Annotated in this window: 26 protein-coding genes and 1 pseudogene; 13 read left to right on the top strand and 14 right to left on the bottom strand. The window is 65.7% G+C overall.

Annotation, left to right across the window (positions count from 1 at the left end):
* Positions 1 to 90: 90 nt before the first annotated feature.
* Positions 91 to 1,473, top strand: a complete 1,383-nt coding sequence (locus IFT51_RS03360) for an NtaA/DmoA family FMN-dependent monooxygenase (protein ID WP_192059067.1) — start codon at positions 91 to 93, stop codon at positions 1,471 to 1,473.
* Positions 1,474 to 1,542: 69 nt separating this feature from the next.
* Here the strand turns inward: IFT51_RS03360 and IFT51_RS03355 are convergent, their stop codons facing one another.
* The 4 genes from IFT51_RS03355 to IFT51_RS03340 all read right to left on the bottom strand — a co-directional run bounded on the left by IFT51_RS03355 (position 1,543) and on the right by IFT51_RS03340 (position 5,079).
* Positions 1,543 to 2,979 (bottom strand): NAD(P)/FAD-dependent oxidoreductase, encoded by a 1,437-nt coding sequence (locus IFT51_RS03355; protein ID WP_192059065.1) that lies wholly within the window; start codon positions 2,977 to 2,979, stop codon positions 1,543 to 1,545.
* Positions 2,966 to 3,988, bottom strand: coding sequence for an HTTM domain-containing protein (locus IFT51_RS03350; protein ID WP_192059063.1), 1,023 nt, complete (start codon positions 3,986 to 3,988; stop codon positions 2,966 to 2,968). Before IFT51_RS03350 ends, IFT51_RS03355 begins: the two co-directional genes overlap by 14 nt.
* A complete protein-coding gene (locus IFT51_RS03345) occupies positions 3,985 to 4,674 on the bottom strand; it encodes a DUF5819 family protein (RefSeq protein ID WP_192059062.1) in 690 nt (229 codons plus the stop codon). The genes IFT51_RS03350 and IFT51_RS03345 overlap by 4 nt, the downstream gene beginning before the upstream one ends.
* Positions 4,675 to 4,752: 78 nt before the next feature.
* Positions 4,753 to 5,079, bottom strand: coding sequence for a hypothetical protein (locus tag IFT51_RS03340; RefSeq protein ID WP_192059059.1), 327 nt, complete (start codon positions 5,077 to 5,079; stop codon positions 4,753 to 4,755).
* Between the two features lie 220 nt (positions 5,080 to 5,299).
* Here IFT51_RS03340 and IFT51_RS03335 point away from each other — a divergent pair, with 220 nt between their 5' ends.
* Entirely contained in the window at positions 5,300 to 5,818 is a 519-nt protein-coding gene (locus IFT51_RS03335) for a helix-turn-helix domain-containing protein (protein WP_192059056.1), read from the top strand.
* A 50-nt stretch (positions 5,819 to 5,868) separates the two neighbouring features.
* The gene (locus tag IFT51_RS15505) at positions 5,869 to 6,654 is read left to right on the top strand and encodes a M23 family metallopeptidase (protein ID WP_192059054.1); all 786 of its coding nucleotides are present in this window, start codon (positions 5,869 to 5,871) and stop codon (positions 6,652 to 6,654) included.
* Positions 6,655 to 6,730: 76 nt separating this feature from the next.
* Here IFT51_RS15505 and IFT51_RS03325 read toward each other — a convergent pair whose 3' ends face one another.
* The 3 genes from IFT51_RS03325 to IFT51_RS03315 form a co-directional block, all read right to left on the bottom strand.
* Entirely contained in the window at positions 6,731 to 7,357 is a 627-nt protein-coding gene (locus tag IFT51_RS03325) for a DUF1349 domain-containing protein (RefSeq protein WP_192059052.1), read from the bottom strand.
* A gap of 361 nt (positions 7,358 to 7,718) precedes the next feature.
* Positions 7,719 to 8,021 (bottom strand): hypothetical protein, encoded by a 303-nt coding sequence (locus tag IFT51_RS03320; protein ID WP_192059050.1) that lies wholly within the window; start codon positions 8,019 to 8,021, stop codon positions 7,719 to 7,721.
* A gap of 171 nt (positions 8,022 to 8,192) precedes the next feature.
* A complete protein-coding gene (locus tag IFT51_RS03315) occupies positions 8,193 to 8,543 on the bottom strand; it encodes a VOC family protein (RefSeq protein WP_192059048.1) in 351 nt (116 codons plus the stop codon).
* Between the two features lie 96 nt (positions 8,544 to 8,639).
* Between IFT51_RS03315 and IFT51_RS03310 the strand changes: the two genes are divergently transcribed.
* Positions 8,640 to 9,110: a GNAT family N-acetyltransferase gene (locus tag IFT51_RS03310; protein ID WP_197981662.1), complete on the top strand. Its 471-nt coding sequence runs from the start codon at positions 8,640 to 8,642 to the stop codon at positions 9,108 to 9,110.
* 53 nt (positions 9,111 to 9,163) lie between these two features.
* On the opposite strand, the pseudogene IFT51_RS15500 reads toward IFT51_RS03310, so the two are convergent.
* Positions 9,164 to 9,283, bottom strand: a pseudogene (locus tag IFT51_RS15500) (IS30 family transposase); the annotation flags it as partial.
* 9 nt (positions 9,284 to 9,292) lie between these two features.
* Here IFT51_RS15500 and IFT51_RS03305 point away from each other — a divergent pair.
* From IFT51_RS03305 to IFT51_RS03290, 4 genes are all read left to right on the top strand, one after another.
* Positions 9,293 to 9,562, top strand: coding sequence for an MFS transporter (locus IFT51_RS03305; protein WP_192059045.1), 270 nt, complete (start codon positions 9,293 to 9,295; stop codon positions 9,560 to 9,562).
* Between the two features lie 193 nt (positions 9,563 to 9,755).
* Positions 9,756 to 10,304 carry a hypothetical protein gene (locus IFT51_RS03300; protein ID WP_192059043.1) on the top strand — a complete coding sequence of 183 codons (549 nt, stop codon included), beginning with the start codon at positions 9,756 to 9,758 and terminating at the stop codon, positions 10,302 to 10,304.
* 100 nt (positions 10,305 to 10,404) lie between these two features.
* Positions 10,405 to 10,911 carry a GNAT family N-acetyltransferase gene (locus tag IFT51_RS03295; protein ID WP_192059041.1) on the top strand — a complete coding sequence of 169 codons (507 nt, stop codon included), beginning with the start codon at positions 10,405 to 10,407 and terminating at the stop codon, positions 10,909 to 10,911.
* A 1,882-nt stretch (positions 10,912 to 12,793) separates the two neighbouring features.
* Positions 12,794 to 13,066 carry a hypothetical protein gene (locus IFT51_RS03290; protein ID WP_192059039.1) on the top strand — a complete coding sequence of 91 codons (273 nt, stop codon included), beginning with the start codon at positions 12,794 to 12,796 and terminating at the stop codon, positions 13,064 to 13,066.
* A gap of 369 nt (positions 13,067 to 13,435) precedes the next feature.
* Here IFT51_RS03290 and IFT51_RS03285 read toward each other — a convergent pair whose 3' ends face one another.
* Positions 13,436 to 14,311 carry a cyclase family protein gene (locus IFT51_RS03285; protein WP_192059037.1) on the bottom strand — a complete coding sequence of 292 codons (876 nt, stop codon included), beginning with the start codon at positions 14,309 to 14,311 and terminating at the stop codon, positions 13,436 to 13,438.
* Between the two features lie 140 nt (positions 14,312 to 14,451).
* On the opposite strand from IFT51_RS03285, the gene IFT51_RS03280 reads away from it, so the two are divergent.
* A complete protein-coding gene (locus IFT51_RS03280; protein WP_192059035.1) occupies positions 14,452 to 14,916 on the top strand; it encodes a MarR family winged helix-turn-helix transcriptional regulator in 465 nt (154 codons plus the stop codon).
* Here IFT51_RS03280 and IFT51_RS03275 read toward each other — a convergent pair.
* Complete coding sequence (locus tag IFT51_RS03275) at positions 14,910 to 15,614, bottom strand: DUF2625 family protein (protein ID WP_192059033.1); 705 nt, start codon at positions 15,612 to 15,614, stop codon at positions 14,910 to 14,912. The genes IFT51_RS03280 and IFT51_RS03275 overlap by 7 nt on opposite strands.
* A 100-nt stretch (positions 15,615 to 15,714) precedes the next feature.
* Between IFT51_RS03275 and IFT51_RS03270 the strand changes: the two genes are divergently transcribed.
* Positions 15,715 to 16,290 (top strand): uridine kinase, encoded by a 576-nt coding sequence (locus tag IFT51_RS03270; protein WP_192059031.1) that lies wholly within the window; start codon positions 15,715 to 15,717, stop codon positions 16,288 to 16,290.
* 527 nt (positions 16,291 to 16,817) lie between these two features.
* On the opposite strand, the gene IFT51_RS03265 is transcribed toward IFT51_RS03270, so the two are convergent.
* Positions 16,818 to 17,267 (bottom strand): hypothetical protein, encoded by a 450-nt coding sequence (locus IFT51_RS03265; protein ID WP_192059028.1) that lies wholly within the window; start codon positions 17,265 to 17,267, stop codon positions 16,818 to 16,820.
* 161 nt (positions 17,268 to 17,428) lie between these two features.
* Here IFT51_RS03265 and IFT51_RS03260 point away from each other — a divergent pair, with 161 nt between their 5' ends.
* Together IFT51_RS03260 and IFT51_RS03255 are read left to right on the top strand one after the other, a co-directional pair.
* The gene (locus IFT51_RS03260; RefSeq protein ID WP_192059026.1) at positions 17,429 to 17,836 is read left to right on the top strand and encodes an SRPBCC domain-containing protein; all 408 of its coding nucleotides are present in this window, start codon (positions 17,429 to 17,431) and stop codon (positions 17,834 to 17,836) included.
* 222 nt (positions 17,837 to 18,058) lie between these two features.
* Positions 18,059 to 18,400, top strand: coding sequence for a hypothetical protein (locus IFT51_RS03255; protein WP_192059024.1), 342 nt, complete (start codon positions 18,059 to 18,061; stop codon positions 18,398 to 18,400).
* A gap of 24 nt (positions 18,401 to 18,424) precedes the next feature.
* Here IFT51_RS03255 and IFT51_RS03250 read toward each other — a convergent pair whose 3' ends face one another.
* Positions 18,425 to 18,802 carry a DUF4190 domain-containing protein gene (locus tag IFT51_RS03250; RefSeq protein WP_192059022.1) on the bottom strand — a complete coding sequence of 126 codons (378 nt, stop codon included), beginning with the start codon at positions 18,800 to 18,802 and terminating at the stop codon, positions 18,425 to 18,427.
* An 85-nt stretch (positions 18,803 to 18,887) separates the two neighbouring features.
* Between IFT51_RS03250 and IFT51_RS03245 the strand changes: the two genes are divergently transcribed.
* Complete coding sequence (locus IFT51_RS03245) at positions 18,888 to 19,565, top strand: hypothetical protein (RefSeq protein WP_192059020.1); 678 nt, start codon at positions 18,888 to 18,890, stop codon at positions 19,563 to 19,565.
* A gap of 141 nt (positions 19,566 to 19,706) precedes the next feature.
* On the opposite strand, the gene IFT51_RS03240 is transcribed toward IFT51_RS03245, so the two are convergent.
* Positions 19,707 to 20,378, bottom strand: a complete 672-nt coding sequence (locus IFT51_RS03240) for a DUF4166 domain-containing protein (protein WP_192059018.1) — start codon at positions 20,376 to 20,378, stop codon at positions 19,707 to 19,709.
* Complete coding sequence (locus tag IFT51_RS03235) at positions 20,375 to 21,076, bottom strand: SRPBCC family protein (protein ID WP_244636785.1); 702 nt, start codon at positions 21,074 to 21,076, stop codon at positions 20,375 to 20,377. Before IFT51_RS03235 ends, IFT51_RS03240 begins: the two co-directional genes overlap by 4 nt.
* Between the last annotated feature and the right edge of the window lie 45 nt (positions 21,077 to 21,121).

Genomic DNA, 21,121 nt, shown 5'->3' with positions numbered 1-21,121 from the left:
GGAGGCGCGGCACGGCATCGACCCGGCCGCCGCGTGTCACCCGAGGTCATCGCGCAGCGCCGCCACCGTCCGATCGGGCAGGATCGTCGCATGACCGAGTCCTCCGCGCCGAAGCAGCTCATCCTCAACCTCTTCGAGATGAACTGCGTCGGGCACATCACGCACGGTCTCTGGCGTCTGCCGCACAACCACCGCAGCGAGTACAAGGACATGGCCTACTGGCTCGAGCTGGCGCGGCTGGCCGAGAGCGGCGGCTTCGACGCGATCTTCATCGCCGACGTGCTCGGGGCCTACGACGTCTACGGCGACAGCCCGGCGCCCGCCCTGCTCGAGGGCATCCAGGCGCCCAACAACGATCCGATGCTCGTCGTCCCGGCGATGGCGGCGGTGACCGAGCATCTCGGCTTCGGCATCACGTTCTCGACCAGCTACGAGCCGCCGTTCGCGTTCGCGCGGCGCATGTCGACGCTCGACCACCTGACGAAGGGTCGGGTGGGGTGGAACGTCGTCACGTCGTATCTGCCGAACGCCGCCCGCAACTTCGGCCTCGACGCCGAGATCCCGAAGGCCGAGCGCTACGCCCGGGCGGCCGAGTACCTCGATGTGCTCTACAAGCTGTGGGAGGGGTCGTGGGAGGACGATGCGGTGGTCGCCGACCCCGGAGCCGACGGCCTCGAGCCCGGTTCGGGCGTCTACACCGACCCCGCCAAGGTGCATGCCATCGATCACGAGGGTGAGCACTTCCGGGTGGCCGGGCCGCATCTGAGCGAGCCGTCGCCGCAGCGGACCCCGGTGCTCTTCCTCGCCACAGCGTCGCCGAACGGCGTCGAGCAGGCGGCCCGCAACGCGGAGGTCGTCTTCACTGGCGGCCCCGCGGTCAAGGCGGTGGGTGCGGCCACGCGGGCGGCGGCCGTCGAGGCGGGCCGTGCGGCCGACGACGTGCGGTTCATCGTGCAGGCGGGTGTCATCACGGGGCGCACCGACGCCGAGGTCGCCGAGAAGCTCGCTCTCTACCGGTCGTCCGCCAGCGCGCAGGGGCGGCTCGTGCACCGCAGCGTCCCGTTCGACGCGCTGTCCCACCCGAGCGACCGGACGGTGCGCGAGGCCCTCGAGATCGAAGGTCGTCTCGATCACCCGGGTGCCGCCTCCCTGCCGCTCGACATCACCGTCGGCCAGCTGATCGACGGTGTCGACGAGGCGTGGGGCGGCACCTTCTTCGTGGCCGGCACGCCGACCGTCGTGGTCGACGAGATCGAGCGCTGGCTCGACGAGGAGGGCATCGACGGCATCAACCTCCGCCAGTACCACTCGTTCGACACGCTGCGCGACTTCGTCGAGCTGATCGTGCCCGAGCTCCGCCGCCGCGGGCGCGTCCGCGAGGCGTACGTGCCGGGGGAGACCCTGCGCGAGCGGCTCACGGGAGGCGGCCCGCGCCTCCCCGAGACGCACCCGGCGGCCGCCTACCGGCGCTGAGGAGGTCGCATCGGTCGACAGGTCACGAGACGCGTTCCCGTTCGATCTCGAGGGGGTCGCGGCTCTCGTCTATGCGAAGGGCGCGTCGAGCCCGAACTCCTGACGCAGAGCAGCCTTAGCTGCGTGCCAGCCGCTCATGCCGTGTACTCCTGGTCCTGGCGGAGTCGATGCGGAGCAGTGGTAGATGGCAGCCGAAGGCACGCGCCAGGGTTCCGTTCCGAGACGCCGGAGAAGGTCGAATGTCCCGCCACTGCCACCGGTGATGTTGCCTCCCCTGAGGTTCGGATTCCGCACGGAGAGGCGTGAAGCTGATGTGGACGACATACGGACCACCTGTTCTCGGAGACCGGGGGCTTGTTCATCGAGAGCGTCCAGGATGGACTGAGCGGGGTCCGTCGTATCGTCTAGAGGTGTGTGCACGTAGGCGGACAGGGGCTCGAGCTCGTCGACGCGGCGGCTGGGGTCCGATGCTGCTGGTTGCGAGACGAGCATGAAGGGCCGGAGTGCGTGGGAGCCCCTCAGGGTGCGACGTATGGCTGCGTCCGTCCCGTTCCGGTCGGCTCCGATGTGCACCGTTCCCGCGTTGCCGAGTTCCGGGTTCTTCCAGCGAGGCTTTCCTTCGAGGACCAGGTCGACCCGGCCGACGCCGAGCATGCGCTGCTTTCTCATGGCTGCCCGTCGCCAGCCGCTGGGCAACTGCTCCTGGTAGACGTCGACCAGTGTGGATGTCGGGGTGTCCCACAGCACGGCCGTCGCTGACGGTAGGTCATCGAGGGCGCGGACGAGATGGCTGGTGACCACTCGGCCTCCATGGGCCACGAGATCGTCATGGAGGGCGGTGGCGATCGATTGGGAGCCACCGAGCGCCACGGGCCAGCCTTGACCATGGGCGCAGGCTGCGAGGACGAGGCCGGCAGCGAGACTCGCTGGATCCCGAAGGGAGGTCCCCGTGTGGGCCGCGACGCCGGCGAGCAATGCCGCGGCCGCACCGCGCACGGGGCGGTTCCCGAAGAACTGAGACGCGGAGAGGGCCGACAGGCCGATCTGGATCGCGGTCTGCGGGGTGCGAAGGGGGCTCGTCACATGTCCGAGAACTATCTGCACGAGGTTGTCGAGGTCATCGACCAGGGGCCCGAGTAGTCGCTCGTAGGCGGTTCCCGTTCCGTCGTGGGCGTTGAGTTTCGCCGCGGTCGTCGAGAGGTCGCGGTGGGCTGTCACTTGTTCGCTGGCCGTAGCGTGCGCGAACGGGACATCTGACGAGCGCATAGCGACACGTCGGGTGAGGCCCCATCGCCGGAAGAAGGGTGATGTCAGAGCCAGAGGGTGAGCTGATGCGTAGTCGTCGTGGATGATTCCGTCCATGACGGAGGGGGAGGACCGGAGCCCGCCGCCGATGCGCTCTTCACCTTCGACGACGAGCACACTCAGGCCGGCGTGAGCCATGGTCACCGCTGCAGCGAGGCCGTTGGGTCCGGAACCCACCACGAGGACATCACAGTCCGTCATCTCGTCCTCCCGGGAGCGAGAACACTGTTGCCGGACCTGGTGTCGGACGTGCCTCGGGGGATTGCCGACGGAGAATTCGACGGCTGTGTGACTTGAGCGCCGCGAGGGTGTCCCGGAGCTCTTTGTCCCTCAGGAAGAACAGATCTGTGACGATCATGAAGAGGGAGAAGTACGGCAGACCCATGAGGAGGCCGATCGCCAGGTGCATGCCCAGAACAAGCGGGAGAAGGACCCTCTTCAGTCGCTGGTCCAGAAGCGAAACCGGAAGGAACACCTGCACGAAGACGGCTGCGTACGTGGCGATGACGACCACGGCCGGCCATTGATAGATCAGTCGGGTCAGTTCTGGCCACGTGTTGTAGTCGGCTGTTCTCATGACGTAGTAGAGGGCGGTGCCCTCCTGCCACATCCTTCCCTGCACTTTGAACAGCCCAGAGGTCACGTAGAGGACGCAGACCTGGACCACGCAGGCGACCAGGGCGACGTTGTTCGCCACGATCGCATACGGCTCGACAGCCTGACGAAGCCGGCCGGGAGGGCGCTGCCCGCGATATGCCCGCCAGGACCAGAACGTGTCCGTCCTGGCGATGATCATGTAGAGCAGGACGATGCGCATGATGTTGTCGCCGCCGTTGGTGACGACCGGGTTCCTGACATGTAGCGACCACAACAGCACGAAGAACACGACGGCGACCACACGGGTATGCCAACCGAGTGCGAACAGGATGGCCGCGACGACCGTGCCGAAGTACAGGATGTCTGCCCAGACAGCGCTCGACGACAACGCATAGAGGGAAGGTTGTCCTGCTTGCAGGGAGCCCGCGACGAATGCTTCCCAGTCGTAAGCGGCTTGGGTTCCCCACAAGCGAGAGCGAACAGGGAGGTTCACGAGCAGCATGAGAGCGGTCGTGAGGCCGTAACCGACGCGGACCGCGCTGAGGACCGCCTGCCCGTGACGCCGAGTGGTGAAGGACGTCGTGACAGCGGTGACCGTCGAGCTGCCGATCATGAGTCAGCTCCGACGGTCGCGACGCTGGACCAGGGCAGGTCGCTGTAGACGACTTCGCCGATGCCGGGATCGGCTCGCTCGGACCAGCGCGGGAACGTGTGAGTCACGAGACGGATCTTCACCTCGGTCGGTTCCTGACCCATTTGTTCAGACCACGAGCGGGCCGCGGTCGACATGAGCGAGTCGAGGGTGAAGTCGTAGGCGCCCCGCAGGTCTTCAGGTGCTGCGGCGAGAACGTCCTGGGGGAGGGCTGCTGCGAATGGCTCCGCCTCCGGGAACTGATCCGCCACGGAGGGATGATCGATGACCTCCTGTCGCGCGGCGACGAAATTATGTGCGCTGCCGGTGACCACGTAGTGGAGGTGATCCGGCAGCGGATTGTGAAGCTTCCGCTCGAGAAGGGGTGTCGAGATGTCGACCCACGCCTCTTCGTCGGCTACGTCCGGCCCTCGAGCCTGGACGAGGAGCCCCATGTCCGTGTTGACGGGGTCCGGCGCGAAGAGTTCCCAGTTCTGATTGAAGAAGGGGTTGATCCACGCGTTCGTCACTGGCGCCAACTGTTGCGATAAGGGGCTGATCGGCCCCACATGCATGATCGTCAGTCCGAAGTGGGCGACCAGGCCGACGATAGCGATCCCTGCTGCGATACGTGGCCCCCGGCCCCGCGGTGTTTCGGCTCGATCCACGATCGATTCCCCCTGATATACGGCCTAGAACAGTTGATGGACAGGGGGCCCGGACCGTCACCGGCCCGGGCCCGCTGCTCAGTCGAAGATCGTCGGGTCCTGAACGGACTGCTCGACCGACCAGATCCCCGTGATCTTCTTCGCGACCCAGTCGCCGACGGCCGCACCAGCTGCCGTCGCGGCACCACTGACGAAGGCCGTTCCGACGATGGCCGGGATCGCCTGCGGGCTGACCTGGCCCTCTTCCCCGCTGGCGGCGGCGGTTGCGAAGGCCTGGCTGGCCACGATCGAGCTCGACGGCGCTGCCGACTCCGCGGTCGTTGCAGCCGACGCGCTGACGGCGGTCCCGGTGAGCGCCATGCTCAGAGCGGCTGCGACAGCGATCTTGGTTCGAATCGACTTCATTGGATTCCCCTTTTCTGATGGACGGTCCCCCGCCGGCGTTCTTCAGAACGTTGTTCGTAAATCTAGACTTAAGTCGGACGGAGATCAACAACCTGTTTCAGATGGCTGAACCCATAAGCATCCACTGGATCGCCAAGAGATGAAATTCCAAACTTACGCGTCAGATTGAGGGCGCTGATTCGTCTGGTACGTTTTGGCGACTGAACGAACGGAGGCCGGCATGCGCGATGACGACCGCGACGAGATCGCTGCGCTGAACGGAAAACTCGATGCCGTCCTCGACATGCTCGAGCGCGTTCCAGGTCTGTCGAGGGCTCCTTCGGCTCGCACGGCCGCTAAGTTCTGGGCGCTCGAGGGGCTGAGGAGTCGGCTCGACGATGACGAGGGCGAGGTCATGCTCGTCGGTGCGGTGGCCCTGCCGGGCGGAGGTACCTACGACTGGCAGCAGAGTGCGTCAGTGGCCGATCTCGTCGCGGGTGTGTGGGCGAACTCGGCGGAGGATCTCAGTGCCCTCGGGCACCCGGTGAGGTTGGCCATTCTCCAGGCCGTAGCGGTCGGCCAAGGGGCGACTGCGCAGCTTGCTGACATGCCGGAGGTGGGGACGACTGGGCAGCTTCATCATCACATTCGACTTCTGCTCTCGGCGGGGTGGCTCCAGAGTTCAGGCCGGGGGCATTACGCGATACCCGCCTCGCGAGTCGTTCCTCTGCTCGCTTGCCTCGCGGCGGTGACACGGTGACTAGACAGCACGACGTGCCGGTGAAAGCGCCATCTGCGCTGACTCGTACGGTGGCATCGCTTCGTCAGCCCATCACGACATCGGCGATCTTCCTCGCCGTCGTAGTGGGCCTGGGAAATCTTCTACCGCTGAGCGAGGATCTCGCCCGCTGGCGCAGCCTTCTGGCGTTGGTCGTTCTCCTGCTGGTCCTGGGGATGGTTGCGACTCACTTCGCGGGAAGGCCACGCCCAAGGGCGCCCGTCGTCGTTCGTGCGCCGTTGACGGGGGAGTGGAGGGCGGTCTCCTCGCCCGCGACGAAAGTGCCGAGCCATGGGACGCATCTCTTCGCCCAGACGTGGGCGATCGACCTCGTGGACGCGCGCGACTCTGTGGATATGTCTCTTCTCGGTCGCCCCCGACTGCCTGAGGATTTCGCTGGCTTCGCGATGCCCGTCCGGGCCGGTGTCATCGGTCAGGTCGTCAGCGTGCACGACAAGGCACGAGACCATCGCAGCCGTGACTCATGGGCATCTCTTCCGTTACTTCTCGTGGAGAACCTCGTCCGAGGCCTGATCGGTCATCGTGGCACATTCGGGAACTTCGTCACGATCGAAGCCTCTGACGGTCGCTACATTGCCTACGCGCATCTCCGGAGAGAATCGATCCGCGTGCGTCCAGGAGATGACGTGTCGCCGGATACGTTGATCGGCGAATGCGGGAATTCAGGAGCGAGTTCGCAACCTCACGTCCACATTCAGGCGATGGACTGCAGTTCGCTCCGGACAGCCGTTGGTGTCCCCATAGCATTCGAGACGAAGACATTCACCGGAGTGCCCGCGCGAGGTGAGGTCATGTGATGCGCTCACGCTCGGCACGGGCTCAGTTCTCCTTGGAGCGGTTCATAACCGATCACTAGCCCGCTAGGACGGCGATTCACGATTCGTCGCGGAAATCGGAGATCGTGCGCTGCACGAGGCGCGGTTCATCGAAGACGACGTGGCAGCCGTCGCTCTGGGGTGACTGGGCCTCGAATCCGATCTCGAGCGGCTTGTGGCCATCGGGGAGGGAGAACGCTCGGATCAGCATCCACCGTTCGCCATCCGGTGATGCGTGGAAGGCGAAGACCGCGCCCTTGCGGGATACGCGCAGGTGCACGTGATCAGCGTCGACCGTGAAGGCGTTGGCGTCGTCGGACACGCGATCGTTGACGACGCTGACGATCATGCCCTGCCCGCGCGGCGAGAACTCGAAGCAGAGCTTCGCCCATGTCTCACGGTCGTAGCGCAGGAAGAGTACGCCGGCATCGAACGTGCCCGCGAAGCGGACGCAGACGCGCGCGCTGAGCTGGAAGTCGCCAGCGGGAGCATCGGTCAAAAGCGTCGCGGCGTTGTGCAGTGTCGAGGACGTGACCTGGTCGCCCTCGTCTCCGCCCGGGTCGGTGAAGATGTCGGTGCCGGGAATGCTGGACACGCTGACGCTGCCCGAGGCGGTATCCACCGACCAGCGGTCGTCGGGGAATGGGCGGAACGAGGTCTCGATGCCGGGGATCTGAATCGTCATGCGGTCAGGCTAGTGAAAACCGTGTGGTCACTCGTTTTCCAGCACTGTGTTCACGCCCCCGATGACGGGAACCACGCTCGTTCATCGAGCGCTCGAGCCCTGCAGCCGTCCGCGATGCCGAGGAATCCGAGAACAGACCGCCTACCGGCTCTGACGGAGCGTACGGCGGGCTTCTGTGCAGATCGCGACCAGTCCGGGTGCTGCCCGCGTGCCGAACCCGACCGCCTGCGCTGCTGCGCGCGTAAGGCCACGTTCTACCTCAAAGCTCTCCCGTATGAGGCGTACGAAGCGTCTATCGATACCGAGGATCAGGGCTGAGTCGCCGCCCGACAGGGGATCGGCTACCGGTTCGCTGACGTGCTCAGTCCTGTGGCGCCTCTGGCGCAGAGAGGGACGGTGGAGTGGCTGCGAAGGCCATGAAGGCCACGAAGGCACCAGCCACGTTGGGTACGAACCCGAAGAACGCCCACCAGGTGACGTCCTCGGGGAACTGCAAGTCGAGAGCGAGCGTCGCGACACAGAGCGCGGCAAGGCCGCCCCAGAAAACCATCGCGTACCGGCTCAGGTGGTGCATGGAGCGTCGGCCGCCACGAGGTATCCAGCGTGCGATCACGAGGGCCACACCCGTCAACAGGCTTGGACCGAGCACGAGCAACCAGAACACTCAACCCACGATATGCAACGGGCAGTGTGGTGGCATCCCTCGTAAGTAGTGGAACTCACTCCGTGTTCTCAACCTGATCATCGTCGGAGCCTTGGGCGTTGTCTGGCTGCGTCTATACCGCTGAAGACCTCGACCATCGTCGGTGTCGCAATAAGCGATCGGTGGCCGGGCTTAGGTCAGTTCGGTCACGAAGCCGATCTTGTTTCCGTCCAGATCTCGTAGCTCGAAGAACTCGACAACAGCCTCGTAGCGCTGTAATTCGCTCACGTCGTGTCCGAGCTTTGCGAGGCGCTCGCGCTCGGCACCAGCGTCCGGGACGCTGAGGTTGACCATGATTCCGTCACGACCGGCATCTTCAGGGCGGTGAGTGAGTTGCAGCCAGAATGGCCCCAGGTCGAACTCCACGAGACCCTCCATGGGCTCGAGATCAGGATCGTCCAACTGGAACGTCGATGTGTACCAGGCTGTCGCTCGATCGAGATCTCGCACCGGAATGCCGACGGTGACGCCAGTGGCTCGCATGGCCCCACGGTAACGAGTGAGACTCGCTGAGGGGCAGATCTGGAGGTAAGAGGCTGTCCCGATGGGGGAGCAGGCTTGGGTCGCTAGCGTGACCGCATGATGGTCACGCTGATCACTTTGTCGTCCGATGACTGGAGAGTCTGGCGTTCCTTGAGGCTTGCGGCGCTGGCCGAGGCCCCGGAGGCTTTCGGCTCTCGGTCGGCTGACTGGGTCGACGCTGATGAGGGTCGTTGGCGTGAGCGTCTCTCCATTCCGGGGGCGATCGACCTTGTAGCCCTTGATGAAGGAACGGGCTGTCCTATCGGCATGGTGACCGGAACGCCGTCAGCACGGCCCGGTGCTGGTGCAGAACTCATTTCCCTGTGGGTGGATCCCGCAGCGCGAGGAAGAGGAGTCGCGACCTTGCTCATCGATGCCGTTGCGACTTGGGCAGCAGCCGCGGGGGCATCGCGCCTCGAGTTGTCGGTCATGGCCGAGAACGAGTCGGCCCGGCGCACCTATGAGAGGAACGGATTCGCTGTCGCAGCCGGCTCCGAGGTTGAGTTGAAGATGACACGGGCTCTCTGACGTCGTCAGTCGGCCGGCACGCCCGTTCCCTGTCCGATAGGGGATGGGCGGTTTCAAGGGGTCGTTGCAACGGGCGGTTGTTTCGGGTCCGAGAGTAGCTCCTCGAATGCCTCTGCCGGGGTTCGGTAGCCGAGGGTTTTGCGGGGCCTGCCGTTGAGTTCCGTGGCTCGAGCGTCGTCGCGTTGACGCTCCGTCAGCTCCGGACGCCGGATCACCTGCTCGGACGCGTCAACGCCACCATGCGATGGCTCTCGTACGGTGTCATCGCCATCGGCGCCGCGGCCGGAGGCGTCGTCGGAGACGCCCTCGGCACCCGCACCGGCATCGCCCTGGGGTGCGCCGGCACCCTCCTCACGGTCGTCTGGGTGTTCGCGTCGCCACTCCGGCAGGTAGGCGACCCGCGCCTCCTCGCCACCCACGACACCCACGACAGCCGCGACCTCGCAAAGTGACCTGGTCAATCTGTCCTGGCACGAAGCCCCAGCACTCGTCGACCGGTGAAACGAAGTGGTGTGCAGCCACGTGCGGCAACAGGACGAGAGGTGCACGCATGCGAGCTGCCCTGCTGCTGAACGGCGTGCCCGGTGGGGGATCCTCGGGAGGAACGGGCCTGAGGGTCGTTCGGCGGGGAGGTATGTTCTCGGCATGACCGAGCGTTCACAGGACGGCCGTTTGATCGTGCGGGTCTTTCCCGACTACGCCGGGACCGTTCTCTGGTCCGGCGGGGCGGTCGACTACGCAGAGGCCCACCTGTCGCAGGAACTTGAGGACGATCTACACGCGTGGGAGTCGTTCCACCGATCGCGCCTCGATCCAGACCGCGCGACCCACGCGTCGCAAGACGAGTACGACTTCGCCGTCACCGGTCGCGCCCTCGCTGGGCGGCTGTCCGACGAGCTCGGGCGCGGCGTCGAAGTCCACCTCATCGTCGAGGGACGTCAGGTCTTCCGGTCAGCGGAGGCGCCCATCAACCCCCGGGCAGCCAAGGCCTTCCACGCCCGGGCTGAGCGGCAGGTTGCGCAGGCTCGCGCCCTCATCGAGAAGGTCGGTGGCGGCCGTTGGTATGCCTACAACCCCGCTTCGGGGAGCCGCTTCTACCCCGCTCCAACGTGTTCAGACGACAACGCCCTGGGCCCGCTGGCGGTGGACAGCCCTGCTACTCGCGAGGGTCCATTTCTCGGCGGTGACACATGACCCCACCAAGAGGCTCATAGTGCTCCTTGGCGTGTGTGAGCAGCCCATCGGTGAGCGAACAGTCAGAGCACTGAGGGGCACCCCCCACGACACTGGATAGGTGACACACATCGTTCAGGCCAAGATTGTCGACGCAGAAGCGATCGGCCTGTTTCAGACCCGATGCTGGGAGCAGACATACAGAGGCATCGCCCCTGACGAGTTCCTCGACGCGACGACCCATCAGACTCGTGCCACTCGCTGGGTAGAACGGATCGCTAACGGTTCTCGTCGGGTGTTAATGGCCCTGTCTGACGATGGCGTCCTGCTCGGCGTTGCCAGCACCACACGTTGGGACCGGGCCGTGGATGGCCTGCCGGCGCTGGAACTGTCGACTATCTATGTCGATGAGCGAGCTCACGGCACTGGTGTTGCTGCCCGATTGCTTCGGGCGGCGCTTGGAGATGAGGATGCGCACCTGCTCGTGTTCTCGTTCAATGAGCGAGCGCAGAGTTTCTACTCGAAGCACGGGTTTCACCCCGCCGGGGACAGTCAGACCGACCTCGGAACGGGACTCGAGGAACAACGATGGGTCCGCCAAGCGCTTCCGCGAGCTTCGTCCCGATAGACGATGGGCCTCCGAGACGCTCTGCTACTCCCCTCGCGACTCCCGCACGCTGTGCACCCGATAGCTGGCGCCGTAGATGAGCGCCAGAGCGCCGATCAAGACGGGTGCCGCGATCAGGTCGACTTGACCCCACCACGTAACGTTCCCGCGCGCGAGCACGATCACAGCAAGCAAGAGTGTGAACACGGCCAGGACTCCCCAGAGAAGCGCCGCTCTGGCGCATCGGCTCGCGGGTCCGGGCTGCAGCCAGAGACTCTCAGTGTTCCGTATTGATTGATGGTTGCGCGCCAAGGCGCTCTCGTGCCCGATATCCGATCCTCAGGCGGGCGAGGTGCGGGGATTCGGCCCCGGTTGCGCAGTGACGAGGAGCGGCCCGCTATTGAAGGCCATGCCGGTAAGCGCTGTCCGAGCGGGCGGAGCTGCCGGCCCTTGGCTTGTGACGGACGTCCCAGCCCACCGCCTTTGGGAGGACATGCTTCGCACCGCTGCACAGCAACTGCGCCCATACAACGAAAGAGATGCACCGCGTCAGGCCGACAGCAGCCGCGACAAGAGCGACCCGTAGGATCTGGTGCATGGTGCGCAACGGCAGCCCAGGCTGGGTCGAATCGTTCTTTCGTGCACATCCATGGGTGGCAGCCGTTGTCAGTGCCGGGTTCCTCGTGCTCATCGTTTGGGGCGGGGGGTCCGTCGGGTGGGACCCGTGGGCTCCGTTGGGTCGGGGTCTGAAGCGTTGGCCGCTGTGGCTGTTGGTCTTGGTCGGGGTGCCCTTCTTTACATCGGGCGTCATCGTCGGGGTTGTTCTCCAGTGGCGTCTGCTGAGGCAAGAGTTTGAGGTCCCTTCCGAACCGAGTCTCCAGCTCAAGCAGCTTCGACGCGACGGCCCGGGTTGGCTCAGTCGCCCCTCGGACATCGACGATCCGTCATCAGTCGCTGCGCCGAGACAAGCGGGCGACGACGCACCATCGCCATGATGTTGACCTGTCGATGGTCCCGATAGCCGATCGGCTACTCAAACACTGCGTTCACCTCTCTGACCAGCTGATCGAAAGTGCGCTCGTAGATGAGGTGATGTTGATAGGTACGGACGAGGTACCGGCCCTCGTTGCTGCGCATGTGGAGAGAGACGTTGCTCTCACTTCCGCTTCCGCTCACACGCCAAGTCAGTCGCATCGGAAGCCTGGCCTGGCCCCGTCTGCTAGCGCCCCACATTCGATAAGCAAATCGCGAGCCCAGGTCCAGGGCGCCTTCTGCGCTTGCCTCTCGTGGTGCCCGGCTTTTCTCGGCAAGCCACCCAGCCAGAACTTGGCTCGCTTCGTCGACGGTTTTGGGTGTATCGAGTTCAAGCGAACGAGTTTCGGCTAGATCAATCACTTGACCGTTCTACAGCGTCGTTTGTTCTGGCGTTGCTTGCCAGACCGCGATTCGTGGCGGCCTCGAGCGCTAAATCTAGAACTTGGGGGGGCGCTTTAGCGCCCGATAGGGGATCGGCTAGCGGACCGCCTCGTCGCCTGGAGAGCCCAAGGTCGTAGCGGTGTTCGCGGTCGCATCACCTGTCCTCCCTCGATCTGCACGGGCCTGCCGACGCTCTCTCGCCTCAGCATCCTGGCGCTTCTGGGTAGGACTCGTTCTGGCAGTCCCGAGGATGGCCATCCCGAGCAGGGCCAGCACGATGATGAGGGCCACTGGGGCGATGACGATCGAGAGCACGACGCCTCCGAGAAGTAGTGATGTTTGAAGTTAGCGAACTTCGACCGCGTGGTCGAGGCCGAAGGGCGGGGTCCGATGGGGGATCGACCACCGGCCACATCCATCAGCCTGTTGGACGGCGGGCAACTCTCGGGGCATCCTGGTGCGCGAAATGGCGCGCTATGGTCCAGGCATGACGCGTCGTACCGGCCTGATCTCCCGCCTCGTTCTGGTTGCCGGTTTGGCCGCATTGGTTGTGGGCGTCGTCGTCCTTGCCATCGCCTCGGCGCAGCCAATGTCCTTCGGGTGGTTCGCCTATGCGCCCCTGTCAGACACGACGTTCACCGCCGACGGCGTGCACTTGTTCTCGACCGCGAGCCTCGTGGGCGCGGTCATTGTCATCGTCAGCTTGCTCGTGCTGGCAGCGTGGCTCGGCTACCGACAGGGTGTGCGCCGCAAGCCTTGACGAGCCGTCCCGATAGGGGATCCGATCCCTGACGGGGAACCTGGGCGAACCCAGGAACCCCGCCATTCACAGCGGGGTCTGAGCTGCCCTCGCAACGTAGCCGTGTGTCGGCCCAGCGCCTGGTGCCCGGTGAAGGATCGGGCTACGGACGATCGTCTGCGTCTTTGATGCCTGCTGCCACGGCACGTCGAATCACCCAGTAGACCGCGTAAAGAATCGCGCTCGTGACTGCAACGAAGAGGGCGACGCTAGACAACGGGTCCGTGACCTAACCGTACGAGGCGTCGTGGGCCGTAGTTCGGGAGTTGATCTCACGAGCTGTTCCGATAGACGATCGGTCATTGCGGCGCGCACGGCCGTGGTGTTGGTCTAGAAGATGGCTTGGGGGTTCACCGGCACGCCGGTGAGGCCGTGGAGGCGGGGCGGGGCGATGCTGAGCAGGAAAGCGTGTCGGCCGAGCTCGGCGCAGGTCGCGGCGAGGTCGTCCGTGGCGACGCTGTCGACCAGGGGCATGCCCAGCCGGGCCAGCCCGACCATGTGCATCGGCATGGGCATCTCCGGGTCGCTCGGCGGGAACGAGTCGCTGACGTCGCCGGCGTAGAGCGAGACGCCACGGTGGTTCACCCACGCCACCGCGTCGACGGTCATGCCCGGTGCCTGGGTCTCGGCGTCCCAGCTGAAGCCCCAGCCGCTGCGGACCACCACGGCGTCACCGGGCAGCACCTTGACCCCCGCCCGTGCTTCGGCTGCATCGAGGTCCGCCGAGGTGATGGGGTGCGCGGACGGCAGCCGCCCCTCCGGTGCCAGGTCGAGCAGGACTCCCCGCGTCGTGATCCCGGCGGCGAAGGCGGTCGTGGAGCCGTGCACGACGCCTCCGGCCGTGACGGCTTCTTCGAGTGGCCGGCCCGGGTACACGGTGCCGTCGACGGGCATGTGGGCGAAAGCGTCGATGTGCGTCATCGCCGGGTGGTGCGGCGTCACGACGAGGACCTCGGACATCCCCATGGGCGGCGTGCCCGTGTAGAGCAGCGCCTGCTGCACGGGGTGCGACGGCGGTGCGGGGGTAGCGAACGGCCCGCCGAGCATCGAGGCGGGTTCGACCGGGTACGCGAGCGACACGCTCCGGCCGATCCGCACCTCCTCAGCGGCGCGGGCCCTGGCGGCGTCGTCGATCAAGTTCAGCGTGCCGAGCTCGTCATAGGCGCCCCAGCGGCCTCGGTCGTCGGGGAGTGCGGGTGTCGTCATGGTGCCTGTCCTGTCGTGTCGGTTCGGTGTGGCGCGGGTGGGTGGTGCACACTGCGAGGAGGTCCTGAGAAGCAGGTTCCTGCACCGTAGCGCAAAAAGCAGGTTCCTGTTTTTCGGAGATCGTCGACGAGGAGGCACGCATGGGTGACGATGGAGGTCGCGGGCTCGAGTCCGTGCTGGGCTGGAACGCGGTAAAGGTCGCGCGCATCATCGGCTCCCAGATCACCGCGGGGATGGCGGAGCACGACGTGAGCCTCGTGCAGTTCGGCGTGCTGTCGTGCCTGGCGGACGGTGCTGAGCTCACGTCGGCGGAGATCGCTCGGGCCGTCTTCGTTCGCCCGCAGAGCATGTCGGACGTGCTCGACGGGATGGAACGTCGCGGTCTCGTCCGCCGGGTGGGCATCCGCGCCCGCGGCCGGAGGAACCCCGCCGCGAGCACGCCAGCCGGCCAGGCCGTGCTCGACGCGGTGCAGCAGGTGGCCCTGGCGACGAACGACCTCAGCATGTTCGGGCTGGACGCGTCGCGGAGCGCACAGCTCAACGCACTGCTGCTCGCTGTCATCGAGGGCGCGGAGAAAACACCGGGCATCGTCGACGCTTACTGATACACGCCCAATAGGGGATCGGTCTGCGACACAGCATCGAATGCCTGGGCCCAGGCGGCGGGCACTCCGCGGCTGAGTCCGAGTTGTTCGGCTACGTCGTTGTAGATGCCGAGCAGCTCCGTCATGGGCACAGCCTGCTTGCTGGCATCGCTCACGTCCTTGCCCTCGGCCGTGAAGGGGTAGGGGTAGAGGGATAGGCCCTGCTTCGGGCTCAGATCGGCGAGGTCGTCCTGCCACCCCGGCCAGCGGAGTGACTCGTAGAAGCTCTCGGTCGCTCCGGCGAGCATCCTGGTCACGAAGTCGGCGTGGCCCAGCTCGAGGTCCTCCCAGCTCAACGAGTCGACCGAGAAGTGATAGACGGAGCCGTCACCTCTGCCCAGGGCTCCACCGTCGAGGGCGAAGGCGCCACCAAGGACGTCGTGAGCGACGACGAGCAGCCCGGGGGTGCCGGCACTTGCCTCGTCGAGACCGGGAAGACCGTCCTTTCCCGAGCTGCCTCCGAGTAGAGGTAACCATCCGTCGTCGACGAGGACGCCGGAAGTGTTGCGAGCGAGCGCACCAAGGTAGGAGCTCGTTCCGAGTGCCAGCGCCGTCCCGGTCGCAGAGTCTTCGTGCGGCGGGCAGACGACGACGTTCACGGGCGAGGCTGCGATGAGTTCCGTCAACTCCAGCCAGGCATCATCTCGAGGGTTGACCATGCCTCGATCCTGGCCGACGTCATGGCTAGCTGTGAACCTTCGGCGCGAGTGTGCGTCCGATAGGGGATCGGCTACCGGGGTGAGCTCGTAGGGTCGTGGCATGGATCAGGGCGAAGTCGTCGAGCATGTCGCAATCAGAGCCGGGTCGGCGGGCCGCCCCATTGTGGTCGGTATCTCGGGCTTCTGCGGGTCAGGCAAGTCCACGCTCGCGCGCCGCATTGTCGAGGCCCTGCCTGGCGCCGTGAGGATGCGCGGTGACGACTTTCTCGATCCTGCACGCTCTCACCTCCGCTCTGCGGACTGGGACGGAGTGGAGCGGCAACGTCTTGTTTCGAGTGTCTTGGAGCCCTTCCGTGGTCAGCAGCCGGGCGAGTTCCGACGGTATGGCTGGGCGGTAGGGGCCCTCGGTGCTCCGGAGCCGGTTCCTCGCGCCGAGATTCTCGTCGTCGATCTCATCGGCCTTTTCCACCCTGAGGCCCTGCCTTCCCTAGACGTCACGGTCTGGTGCGATGTCGAGCTCGACGTCGCCGTCAGCCGCGGCATGGCCCGCGACAGGGAGCTAGGTCGACGTCACGAGGCGCTGTGGACCGACGTCTGGACTCCGAACGAGCGCGACTTCGCCCAGAGATTCATGCCGCGAGAGCACGCAGAGACGCTGTACGCATCGTCTTATTAGGGGGTCGGTCAACGCTGAAGCGTGGTGGGACTTGTCGTCTGATGGCCCTTCTGGCTCGAACCCGCGGTCGAAAACCTTGTCTGCCCGGTACCAGACCATGATGCCCGCGATGGCAAGGGCGGCGGGAAGAGAGCGTGCGAGCCAAGCCAACCACGCAACGCCCGACGCGATCGCGCCAGCAAGAACTGGGGCAAGGAGCATCACTAGGCCGGCGACGACAAGAACGATAGCTACGCGACGGCGTCTGCGGGCTGCGTGAGATTGCACGTGCGCATTGTGACACCGCTGCCGTGCGGGTGGTGCCCTTCAGGGGATCGGGCTACGGGCGATCCTCTGCGTCTCTCATTCCTGCTGCCACGGCACGTCGAATTACCCAGTAAAGCGCGTAGAGAATCGCGCTTGTGATTGCAACGAAGAGGGCGGCGCTAGACAACGGGTCCATGACCCAACCGTACGAGGCGTCGTGGGCCGTAGTTCGGGAGTCGATCTGACGAGCTGTCCCGATAGACGATCGGTCGGCGGGCGCGTTAATCGGTGAAGAAGGTGATTGAGCCGCCGTTGATCGAAGAGACGGTGAGAACAGCCTTCTCGTAGTTCTCGTCCATCAGGAACGCGGTCGTCGCGACAGCACCGGGGCTGAGTTCGATTGGCCACTCTTCCTCGAGTGCGTAACCGTCGATCTTGCCGCTCACGGGTCGGGGGCCGAAGGGGAGTGACCAGTCGGGTCCGCCAGCACCGTCGATCACCATGTCGTCGTCAGCTTCAAACAGCAGGGGCGTGTCGCTCGTGTTCTCGACCTTGAGTCCGGCGCTGAGGTACCCGTCGAATTGGTCCAAGATCTCGGCGGTTGCTGTCATGCCCTGAGGGGGCGCCCGCGTGTCGATGTCGCTTGTAGAGCATCCGGACACGGTTGCCGTGGCGACGATGACGAAGGCGGCGCAGAAGCCATGGGCACGCCGACTGGCTGAGGTGTTCACGCTGGCATGCTTCCAGAGGTCGCCAAGGGATCACGGCGCTGCGCGTCATCACTCACGAGGACTTGTCCGTAGAACACCCACCAGCGACGCGAGGTGTCCGTAAGGGGTTCGGCGGCCGGTACATCGGCGCCAGGCCTGGGCAGACGCACTAGCGTCTGAGCATGTGCGCTGACTCGCTGTCGATCACCGTCACATCGATGTCCTCCGTGGAGGGGCTGTGGTGCGCGCTTACGGACGAGCGCGACTCCTGGTGGCCTGAGCTTGTGCTGACTCCCGAGGTCGGCTCGGCCGTGCGCGAGACCCGGACCGAGGGCGGCCGCGAGCACGTCGCTGACGGTCGCGTGACGGAAGCAGTACCGCCGAGTCGGCTGGCCTTCGTGTGGCAGCAGCCGGAATGGCCGGCGCCGCTCACGGTCCGCTTCGACATCCGTAGTGACGGCGAGCTGAGCACGGTCACGCTGACGGAACGAGGTTTTGGGCAGCTCCCGGATGGCGACGGACTTCGAGCCGCACACGAGGAGGGATGGAACTTCCATCTCGCAAACCTGCTCAGGGCGGCGTCCCGATAGACGATCGTCTGCCGGGCTTAGAGCGTTCGCTGCCCTCGACGTCCCTGCCGTGCTGGCGGCTCTCATCAACAGCAACACTGCCGAGTAGGTCTCACAGGCGTCGTCCGAGCGCGGCGTCGACGTGTCGCCAGTGGTCACGACCGAGCCGGTCGTCGACGTGCCTCGGGTCCCGACACAGGCTGTCGATCGCACCGCGATCGACAGCCCGCACATGCCCCCTGAGTGGAGAGAGCGCATGGCCGAGCGCTACGACTGCCTCCGGGCCCCCTCGAGGAGCGCGGCGCGACGATCGCGGCTGCGCAGCCCGAGTGGGCGAAGCAGCTGGGCGGGGTGCCGGCAGAACCCGCCCGTCGTGAGGAGTGGACCCAGCTCGCGGCCGAGATCGACGTGTTCCGCCAGCAGTACCACGTCGACCTGCAGGCGCAGCAGCGGGCCCGGGCCGCGAAGTTGCAGGAGCAGCTGCGCCGTTCCGGCGTCAAGGTCGCCCCGACCCGCGACGGCGACCGCACGGCGACCGACCGTCAGAACGAGCGGGTTCGAGACCAGGGTGGCCGCGAGCGTTAGGTCAACGCGGCCGACGGTTCTGGACTAACTGAGCCCGTTGATTGCCGACGGGATGAATCTGATGATGGACATCAGCGTGAGGCCGTAGCCCAAAATCAGGCCCACCCAGGCCAGCACGGCACCACGGGTCTTCGAGCGCTTGATGTCCTGCAGGGCCAGATGTCCGAGTCCGACACCAAAGGCTGTGACGAGCGTCGGCGCACCAAACGCCCAAAGCAAAACCAGCGCCAAAATGCCGACTGCTAGTGGGGCCATTGCTTGGCGGCTCACGCGCTCCGGGGTTTCCTGGGTCACATCACTCACCTCTCCGATTGGCAACACATGTTGTCGAAACTTGCAGTTTACCAATAGCTGATTCAGTACTGACGCTGCTCCAGCACCGTCCCGGTAGCCGATCGTCATCCGGTCGCAGACTCTTTGAGATCGCGGATGGGCGTTACTATCGCGTCGAGGGGGAGCCGTGAGAGGGAGACGAGCAGGTCTGCTCATGCTGGCGATGGGTCTGACCCTGACTGGCTGCGCGTCCGAGGCAGTCGATCCCTCGCTCGCCGAGCGCGTGCGGCCCGAGGCGGCAGCCCTGGCGGACGATGCTCTGGCGTGGCCCGGTTCGGTATCCGCGCCTCGTGTCACTGTCGCCCGGGAGGACACCTGTACGGTCGCCGAGCCGTCGGACTGGTTCGTCGACGCGACTGGGACTCGGTGCGCACAGCAGGGCCGAGTCGTCTATGCGCTTCTCGGCGCTGCCACTCCTGAGCAGGCGCTCGAGCAAGCTGCTGCTGCCCTCGAAGACTCGAACATCTCCCCGGTGGACCCGTTCGCGGGTTCGTCTGACCTTGACTCGCTTGCTGATCCCACCTTCAGCGTTCTGACCACGCATCCCGCCTCGAAAGCGTATGGAACGGACGAGACGACGATCGTCGTCGCGACCGCCGACGGTCTCTTAGAGCGTGGCTACCACCACCCGACGGATGTCGTCGTCTCGTCCACGGCTGGGTCGGAAGGGGATGAACTGGCCACGGCGATCAGCGCCACGGGGGCTGCGTACGTGCTGGCGATCGAGTACAGCCGCGAGTACTTCGACACCAGATCCGGAGGAGTGAACAGGGCGCCTCGCATCGATCAGTCTCCCTGCTTCGGCACGAGCGGCGACTGCCCCGGTGGGTGAGGCCCGGTCGCATCAGGTGAGCGACGGCCGTTCATCCCCTGCACCGGAAACAAGCATGAGAACGCCCGACGCGGCCCGGCGCCGACAGAGATCAAGACGAGGTCGAGGAGAACGGTTCTTGCCGGCAGCCAACGGTCCAGGCTATGTCCGGGTCTCGGTCCGTCGCGGTTTGAGTCGGTCCGGTGCGTCCGTGGCGGGCGTCCACTCGCAGGTGAACGCACCGCGGTATCCGAAGAGGAATCCGAAGACGCGGTTCCGCACCTCCATGTCGACATGGAAAGCCTGGTCGTCGTCCGACCACCACTCGTGCAAAGTCGCCCGACCGCTGAGCAGCATCGGGAACGTGAACGCGACAGGCCCCTCATAGAAGCGCTGCGCATCGGATGTGAGAACGAGACCGCCTCTGTCGTCGACGGTGAGGTCGAGGTCGACCGCGAGGTGCTGGTGCGACCCCAGGTAGTCGAGCACCCGGCCCTCGACCAGCACCATCGTGGCGTCGAACCGCGCGGTCCGGCCCGGCTTGGTCGTGTAGGTGCGGACGAAGGTGACCGTCTCGCGTCCGTTGCGGTCGCGGTAGGGGTAGTTCTCGATGGTGAAAGGCACATCCCGGCCGACATCTGGCACCAGGATGTTCCGCAGCCGACCGATCTGCAAGAACGGTACCGTCCACCAGGGGCCGCGCCGGATGGAGGACATGACGCCGCGGCCGATGCACGCTTCGGCAGAATCGAGACCCACACCGAACCGCCGACGCATCATCGGGTGCAGTCGCTGGAAGTCCGCGCCAAGCGCCTTCTCGAACACCGACGTCATCGGTCGCCTCTCGGGTCAGGGAGCGCCATCAGCGTGGCAGGCGCATCCCGCAGGTGGTCGCTTCGACGGGACATTCCAGCAGGTGCCCGGAGCGTCCTGGAGGCGCGAGGCCGATCCTGACGCCAGATCTGCAGCACCGAGGCGAGTGGCCAGGCCTCCGGTTCTGCTCCTCCCTCGAGCCAGATCCGCAGACGATCGAAGCTCCATGCGGTCGCCCAGCCGAGGAGCGGCCGCACGATGAGGTCGATCAGGCCCCATCCGCCGTCGTAGTCATAACCGGTGATGAACCGCGTGCGCCCATCGCCGGTCGGGATGTACCGCCAGTATCCACGTCCCGTGCGGATCGGCGAGAGCCAGTCGGTCGTGCTGAAGCGCAGTGCCGAGGTTCGGGACCCGTCGGGTCGTCGGCTCTCCCCGATGCTCACCCCGGTCCCGTGCACGTCGTGCAGGGGAGAACGGCGGACGTAAGTGAACCGCACTGCGTCGTCGTCGACCCTGCGATCCGGGACGATCTCCGAGAATCGAACGTCCCACCGCACGTGCTGTGTCGGGTCCTGTGTTGCCGCCCACACCTCTTCGACGTCGGCGGCGATCACGGTCTCGACGTAGATGCCCCGGTTCCCCACTCTCAGAGAGTAGTGACACGCGCCGCCAATGGCGATGGCGTGCACGTTCCGTGGCTCGTGGACGTCAGCCATCTTCCCGCTGCAACCCTGTCCGCATGACACTTCGTCGGATCAATC

Origin of the sequence: Frigoribacterium sp. CFBP 13712, from assembly GCF_014842255.1 — a bacterium.
Taxonomy (GTDB): Bacteria; Actinomycetota; Actinomycetes; order Actinomycetales; family Microbacteriaceae; genus Frigoribacterium.
Note: the sequence above shows the minus strand (reverse complement) of the source record. Positions and strands in the feature narration are given on the sequence as shown.

Coding starts and splice junctions, on each gene's coding strand:
- IFT51_RS03360 (WP_192059067.1), top strand. CDS start 91: ATGACCGAGTCCTCCGCGCCGAAGCAGCTCATCCTCAACCTCTTCGAG.
- IFT51_RS03355 (WP_192059065.1), bottom strand. CDS start 2,979: ATGACGGACTGTGATGTCCTCGTGGTGGGTTCCGGACCCAACGGCCTC.
- IFT51_RS03350 (WP_192059063.1), bottom strand. CDS start 3,988: ATGATCGGCAGCTCGACGGTCACCGCTGTCACGACGTCCTTCACCACT.
- IFT51_RS03340 (WP_192059059.1), bottom strand. CDS start 5,079: ATGAAGTCGATTCGAACCAAGATCGCTGTCGCAGCCGCTCTGAGCATG.
- IFT51_RS03335 (WP_192059056.1), top strand. CDS start 5,300: ATGCGCGATGACGACCGCGACGAGATCGCTGCGCTGAACGGAAAACTC.
- IFT51_RS03325 (WP_192059052.1), bottom strand. CDS start 7,357: ATGACGATTCAGATCCCCGGCATCGAGACCTCGTTCCGCCCATTCCCC.
- IFT51_RS03315 (WP_192059048.1), bottom strand. CDS start 8,543: ATGCGAGCCACTGGCGTCACCGTCGGCATTCCGGTGCGAGATCTCGAT.
- IFT51_RS03310 (WP_197981662.1), top strand. CDS start 8,640: ATGATGGTCACGCTGATCACTTTGTCGTCCGATGACTGGAGAGTCTGG.
- IFT51_RS03300 (WP_192059043.1), top strand. CDS start 9,756: ATGACCGAGCGTTCACAGGACGGCCGTTTGATCGTGCGGGTCTTTCCC.
- IFT51_RS03290 (WP_192059039.1), top strand. CDS start 12,794: ATGACGCGTCGTACCGGCCTGATCTCCCGCCTCGTTCTGGTTGCCGGT.
- IFT51_RS03285 (WP_192059037.1), bottom strand. CDS start 14,311: ATGACGACACCCGCACTCCCCGACGACCGAGGCCGCTGGGGCGCCTAT.
- IFT51_RS03280 (WP_192059035.1), top strand. CDS start 14,452: ATGGGTGACGATGGAGGTCGCGGGCTCGAGTCCGTGCTGGGCTGGAAC.
- IFT51_RS03275 (WP_192059033.1), bottom strand. CDS start 15,614: ATGGTCAACCCTCGAGATGATGCCTGGCTGGAGTTGACGGAACTCATC.
- IFT51_RS03270 (WP_192059031.1), top strand. CDS start 15,715: ATGGATCAGGGCGAAGTCGTCGAGCATGTCGCAATCAGAGCCGGGTCG.
- IFT51_RS03260 (WP_192059026.1), top strand. CDS start 17,429: ATGTGCGCTGACTCGCTGTCGATCACCGTCACATCGATGTCCTCCGTG.
- IFT51_RS03250 (WP_192059022.1), bottom strand. CDS start 18,802: ATGACGATCGGCTACCGGGACGGTGCTGGAGCAGCGTCAGTACTGAAT.
- IFT51_RS03245 (WP_192059020.1), top strand. CDS start 18,888: ATGCTGGCGATGGGTCTGACCCTGACTGGCTGCGCGTCCGAGGCAGTC.
- IFT51_RS03240 (WP_192059018.1), bottom strand. CDS start 20,378: ATGACGTCGGTGTTCGAGAAGGCGCTTGGCGCGGACTTCCAGCGACTG.
- IFT51_RS03235 (WP_244636785.1), bottom strand. CDS start 21,076: ATGGCTGACGTCCACGAGCCACGGAACGTGCACGCCATCGCCATTGGC.